Annotated in this window: 5 protein-coding genes; 1 reads left to right on the top strand and 4 read right to left on the bottom strand. The window is 36.0% G+C overall.

Annotation, left to right across the window (positions count from 1 at the left end):
• The first annotated feature begins 150 nt into the window (after positions 1-150).
• Positions 151-2,055: a hypothetical protein gene (locus tag E1171_RS09955; protein ID WP_155205855.1), complete on the top strand. Its 1,905-nt coding sequence runs from the start codon at positions 151-153 to the stop codon at positions 2,053-2,055.
• Positions 2,056-2,187: 132 nt separating this feature from the next.
• On the opposite strand, the gene E1171_RS09950 is transcribed toward E1171_RS09955, so the two are convergent.
• From E1171_RS09950 to E1171_RS09935, 4 genes are all read right to left on the bottom strand, one after another.
• A complete protein-coding gene (locus E1171_RS09950; protein WP_155205854.1) occupies positions 2,188-2,568 on the bottom strand; it encodes a hypothetical protein in 381 nt (126 codons plus the stop codon).
• Positions 2,569-3,088: 520 nt separating this feature from the next.
• Complete coding sequence (locus E1171_RS09945; RefSeq protein WP_155205853.1) at positions 3,089-3,241, bottom strand: pinensin family lanthipeptide; 153 nt, start codon at positions 3,239-3,241, stop codon at positions 3,089-3,091.
• A 199-nt stretch (positions 3,242-3,440) separates the two neighbouring features.
• Complete coding sequence (locus tag E1171_RS09940; RefSeq protein WP_155205852.1) at positions 3,441-3,818, bottom strand: hypothetical protein; 378 nt, start codon at positions 3,816-3,818, stop codon at positions 3,441-3,443.
• Positions 3,819-4,315: 497 nt separating this feature from the next.
• On the bottom strand, positions 4,316-5,905 hold the full coding sequence (locus E1171_RS09935; protein ID WP_155205851.1) for an endonuclease: 1,590 nt from the start codon (positions 5,903-5,905) through the stop codon (positions 4,316-4,318).
• Between the last annotated feature and the right edge of the window lie 502 nt (positions 5,906-6,407).

Here is a 6,407-nt window from a genome sequence, read left to right as displayed (position 1 = left end):
ATTATTTTTAATAGTTTTTAGGTCTTCCTCCAAATCTTTTCTTTCTTCAAGCCTCTCAGCCTTCCCCCTTCCATCAACCTTAACTAAGGATATAAACATTTCACAATAGATAAGAGTATTTATGTGTGTAATAAATTAAAGTGTTAAAAAATGAAAGATATTCTACTCATTTCCATACTCTTCATAACCACAAACAGCCTTTATGCACAGAATGTAAATAACATTCAACAAATCAGAGAACCGGGTGCTATAGGTAGCAATGATACCACAAGGATCACCCAAATCGGTTTTGGAAATGTTATCAAAGGTTTTCAAAACTTGGCAAGTAAAAGCTCCGGTAGTAATGCTGTGAAAAATGTAATGCAGGGTGGCTTTTTTAATAGAATCATAGTGGAACAATCAGTGAAAGGGGAGGGAAGTAACACTATAGAAAACCTAAACCAAGAGGGAAAGCATAATAAGATGCAAATCATTCAAAGTAACAACTCTTTAGATAGTGAAAGTGACAATGAGGTAGGCTCTGAAGAGGATAGGTTAAACCAAAAAGGGTGGTGGAACCGCATCCACATTGATCAAAACAACAACTCTACAGGTTTTCGCAATGATAATGAAGTATCTAGCTTTGGTGGGGGATCGGTACGGCAAGGGGGAAATAAAAATAATATGACTATTTACCAGACCATCAGTGCATCGAAAAGTTTTAATTTCAATGAAGTAGGAAATACAAATGGCTCAGTAAGACAGGGTGGTTCAGGGAATAATCTTAACATTACTCAATTCAACAACTCTTCAGGTGATGATAATGACAATGAAGTCGGTATTCAAAGTAGTTCTGTAACCCAGAGTGGTACAGGTAATAATCTAAAAATTACCCAATTCAACAATGCTTCAGGTTTTAGTAATGAAAATGAAGTATCTAGCTTTGGTGGGGGATCAGTAAGCCAGGTCGGCTTTAAAAACAGTATGACGGTTCACCAAAATATCCGTGCTTCGGGCAGGCTCAGTTTTAATGAAGCAGGTACTGATGGAGGCTCAATAAACCAGGGTGGCTATTTTAACAGGATGACCATTACCCAATTTAATAACTCTTTAGGTAATCGCAATGACAATGAGGTGGGTGCTAGTAGCGCCACCGTAAGTCAAGAAGGAAAATGGAATAGGATGCACATCACCCAAATAATTGATGCTGTGGGTAATAACAATAGCAATGAAACAGCTACTGGTGGCTCCCAGATAAAACAAAGAGGAAAAGGGAACCTTATGTACATTTTCCAAAACAACATCTCTTCCGGGGATGTAAATCTAAATATTGTAACTGATGTCATTCAAAGTGGTTCATTAAATTTCTTAGGGATATTTCAACATAATGCCAGTACAAAAAACGAATTATCTAATAGGATAGAAAACTTCACCCAAAAGGGATCCTTGGCTATTGTTTTAATCAAACAAATTATAACCAAAAATGGAACAGGGATTAATGTCATCAATGACCTTATCCAAAACGGTCCCAGCCTTCTTGCTATTAAACAGGTACAGCGGTCCAATGGACCAGCAACAAATAATGAAGTTTCTGATATAAGGAGTACCTTTGGTACTACGATATTTAATCAGATAAACGGAAACAATTTATCTTTGGAAGCCAATGACAAAGCAGGTGCTTTGGGTAATACCATTGAAAAAGTAAGGCAAATTGGTCAGAGCAGTAAAACAGATAATTTCCTAGCCATTACGCAACGTAATGGGGGGAATATAGTAAGGAATGTTCGCCAATCGGGTTTAAAAAATAGGATTATTATTTCTCAAATAGGAGGCACTCTTAAAAATGTGGTGGATGAAATCCGTCAGATTGGCGCATACAATGAGCTGGTGTTAATACAAAATAATGCATTGGGTCAAGATAATTGGGCATCCGTCTATCAACAAGGAGATAGGCACCAACTGGAATTATATATGGAGGGTAGGGGACAAAAGGTTAGAATAACCCAAACCGGTGAGGAGAAAAAAATGAAAATTTCCTTAACTGGTTTTGATCAAAGCATAATTATCCGGCAATAAGCTCTAGTTGATAAGGAGGTTATTCCCAACATCCATCCGAAACGTTTACCTTGAATAGACTAAATTTACAATTTTTATTTGTTCCACCCCTCTATAAATTAAAAGTTTGGTAATGAGGAAAAATCAGTATTATTAACTTTTCTTTGAATTTTCAATAGGGTTCGTCATACCTAAAAAAAATACGGGTATAAGAAAAATCAATAGGAGAAACCACTGAGCAAAGGGAATAACAAGAAATGCCAATCCACTTTGGGCATCCTTGATAAAAAACATAGCATTTACTAGTTGGTACAGGCCTCCACAACTTATAAAAATCGTAATTCCCAAAAGCAGCCTTAATGCTAAGGGTTTTAATTTCCTTTTAGGAAGAAATACAATTCCCAAATAAGGCGAAATAGACCAAATCAAAAAGGCCAAATCTCCTATAGCCAGTGGTTTACGGATGGTCCAAAGTCCAATGATCAGGGTGGCAAAAGCTGTCATTAAACAAATTAGGTTGATCACTTGCCTCATGGGAATAAAAACTACTTTTAAATATGTAGAGTTCTAAAGAAAAGAGTTCAATAACTGGTCAAAAAGACTTTTCTTAGGGCTTTGTTTTCAACCCATATTTAGTGCCACTTTTCAGGAAAGTGGAAGGTATAACATAAATAAAGAAAGGGCAATAGAATTAGGGGTGAGAGATTAAAACGGTCTTAAACTATTAGATTCCATCAAAATAAAAGTAGGAGGGAAGTCTATACCATTTCATTCAATTGGATTGAGGAAATAATAAAAGATAAATTGTCTATAGCCAAACTTACGGTCATCAAGAATTATAGTTCTCATTTTAAAAAGAAGTCCACAAACAAATAAAGAGTATCCACCGACCTATATCCCGACGCGGACCCGGATATAGGTCGGTGGATACTCTTTAGAAATGCATTTTATTAGGGAAGTGGTAAAACTTGTTAAAGGTTTTTTTTGAATTATAGTTTTGGAGCATTTTTCAATTGGTTCTAATTATAGGAATGATGACTTGGATCTAATTCTATTAACAAAGATCCGTTTTGTCACATTCATCCCAATCAGATGGACACCACACTGTAAATGCTCCCCCTTTAATGGTATCTTCTTTTTCGTATTCCAAGGAGGTAACAAAACTCTCGACCTTAAGCTGATCTAATCTTAGTTCTTTCTTTTTCATAATTTTTTATTTAGTTAACGATATATAAGTTTATCATTAATTAATTCAAAGCCAAGTAATTACTGATCTACTCATCCTTAAAAAAAGAAGTTCTTAAAACGAATGACCACTTTCACACTAGTAGGAAGCTCCCAACTGTCCCAAGTACTGACTAATCCTCAACAAGTAAAAATGGGAACACCAAATGAATAAGTGGTTATTACAATTTATCTATAGAATTTAATACCCATTTAAATAACTCATCAACACTAGCATTTAATGAAGTACTGGCTAAAATACCTCTTGGTTTAGAACTACATTTTGGGAAACATCCTGAATATTCAAAACTATCACCACGACTGCCTTCTACTATTAAAAGATATCTATTATCAGCTTCAGGGAAACCCTTTATAAACTCAATTGTATTTCTCAGGCATTCATCCCAGTTTCCTGGAGTACCACGAAGAATCTCACTTCCCGTCTTACCGCAATCCATTGAATAAGATGCAGCACTATAAATAATATCTGCATTACTTTCACTTCTTAACCCAAGTCCTCTGCTTGCAATAGTCCACCACTGTGAATCTGAAATTGGCATAATTAATTGTTTTATGATAAAAAAATAAATAAAATATACTATTCTTTTTATCGATATACAATTTTGGAATAAACTAATTACTTAAATTTAAGCGAATAAATCCTGTCCAAACAGTTCTTTCTAACTTTTGGCAACATATCTGACTACCTATTAAATCACACCTAGATTTAAATACCTGGAGGGAAAGAACTATCGAAACTTTCTTTTTCTAGACAAATAATAAGGCAGGGTAAATTTCAGAGGTTTCCACTAATTATTGATGAGAAAGGAGACTTTTTGAAACTAGTCCTTTTGGATTTTTTTCCTGGCCTCAATTTTAGGAAAAATTAGAAAGGTATAGCCCAATTTAGGATTTCCTTTTTTACGTTTTTTTTATTCCATAAGATAGTAAATGCCTTGGATACCAAAAACTTCCAATTAGGGGGTAAAGTGGAAGTTTTTGGCTTTGGTGATCACACCTTCAAATGAATTTTCTTTGTCTTCCTTGCCGACCTTTGTTATCGCAATACAATCCGCCTCCTATATACTACTGACTTTGTTTCCACCTGTAGGATATATATACCCCTTTTTAATTCAGAAATATCAATGGTAGCTTCTTTATCGACTGTCATCCTCCGTATTACTTTTCCATTCATATCCATAATACTCCAGTGGTTATTTGATAATATTTCACCCCCAACAATAACTTTAAACTTTCCAAAGGATGGATTAGGGTAAACCACCAATTCACTTTTTTCCTGAAGATTTAGGCTACTCTCTTGAAATTCTTTACTTCCCATTGATAGTCCAGTGTGCAAATTTGAGAGGGAAGTAGGTGTGCCCCAAATCCTTTCCACGAATTCGGGATGGTCAATAAAAGGATTGCGATTACCCTGAAATTGTTCATATATCAGAGTATTTCTTCTTATTTCCCTTTCATCAACAGGATCATCCGCATGCCATTCTAAAAGGGTGGATAACTTCCCAAATATAGGTTGTCCGGAGTTGGTTCCTGTATAATCCACCAATTCTAGATCATAATCACCTTCATAGCGAGTCGCCATATAAAACATCATTCTCGCCACATCTCCTTTCACCTGGTCTCTGGGTTCCCATGAGTCTGCATCTGAATAATTTCCTGTAGCTTCATTATGTTCCGTACCCCCATTGTCGAAATCCTTACTAGAGCGAGATGTATTGACAGATTGATCGGTAGCCCGTAGATGGTGAACATCTGTATAGGCCGTATCTGACTTATCAGGAAAGCCATGGGATTTGGCCCAAATATGCTCTCTATTCCAGCTATCTGAATCTCCGCTGCCGTCGTCCTGACGACTTTTTGACTCAGACCTTCCCGTGTAAAACAGAATAACATTTCCTTTGTTGTTAGGGTCTTCATCTGTTACCTTCAAAATATCCCAAACATCTGTTGTAGAACTGGAATAGGGGAAGGCCTTATGGTTTCGAATTATCTTGTGTAGGGAAGTTTTAAGCTCGTTTCCGGTTAAACCTACGGTTGTGGCATAGTAATCATTATCCACCGGATTCCCAACACTATTATCAGCAAAATGACTTCCCAAAAAACTGAAATCATCTTTTGCAAACTCTTCCCATTCTCCATTGGAGCGAGGGTCTTGCTCCCCGGCTTGGGGAGAAGTTACATTTGAATGGCGAATAAAAGTAAGATCTTTGGCAAAATTGACATTTCCACTTATCCCAATCCGATCAATTTCCAACCCATTTTTAATTAATCGAATCTGATCATTTCCATTAAAATTAATCACACTTTCATTTAAAACATTTGCAACGTCTAATATAGCAGCATCAGCATTTCCGTGCGCTAATACATATACTTCTCCATCAGTCAATGTCCCACTGAGAGCAAGGGTAGAACTGAAAAATCCATCACCATTAACATCCTTTTCCAAACTATAATTTGAAAGATCAACAAGACCTCCTGTTCCATTGTAAATCTCTATTGCTTTATTAAAGCTACTTCCTTCTATGTACTCAGAAATAATCAGATCACTTTGGGAGTATGCCGTAACAATGGTACCCGCCACAAAACACCATGCAAATATTAAATGTAATGTAAATTTTCTCATCATTAATCTTAATTAAATTACTGGTTTTAAGTCTGTTAATTATAAGAAAATAAATATTTATATTTAAAAATACAGTGTTAAATATGTGTGAAATTTTTCCTTCCACCTATCTCGAAAGCACAAGTATTAGGGTAGGGTAATTGGTAAGCGAAATGACTTTGGCACAATAGCACGACCAGTAGAAGTCTTTTGGTCTTGCTAAATAAATGAAAGGTAAACAGGGAATAACAAAATAAAAGAAAGTAGAAACCCCTTTATATTTGTGTGAAGCACTCCGATTTTTTTGGTGATAAAGAAACACCGAGATGCCTTACACCAGATCGAACCCTAAATAAAACTCAAAAAGCAAAAGAACAAAATGATTACCGCGGAGGAGTTGTTTAGTGTTTTTTGTTGGGGTTTTGTTTAGGGTATTTGTGGAAATCCAGCCTTGGGGTTTAGCAGATTTTGCGGGTAGAACATGGCAGAGGAAGCATGAAACAAATAGCCGAAGGCACGGAAAAAA

Source organism: Xanthovirga aplysinae (genome assembly GCF_009711365.1).
In the GTDB taxonomy this organism is placed as follows: Bacteria; Bacteroidota; Bacteroidia; order Cytophagales; family Cyclobacteriaceae; genus Xanthovirga; species Xanthovirga aplysinae.
The sequence above is the reverse complement of the archived record's forward strand: the minus strand, read 5'-3'. Positions and strand labels throughout refer to the sequence as shown.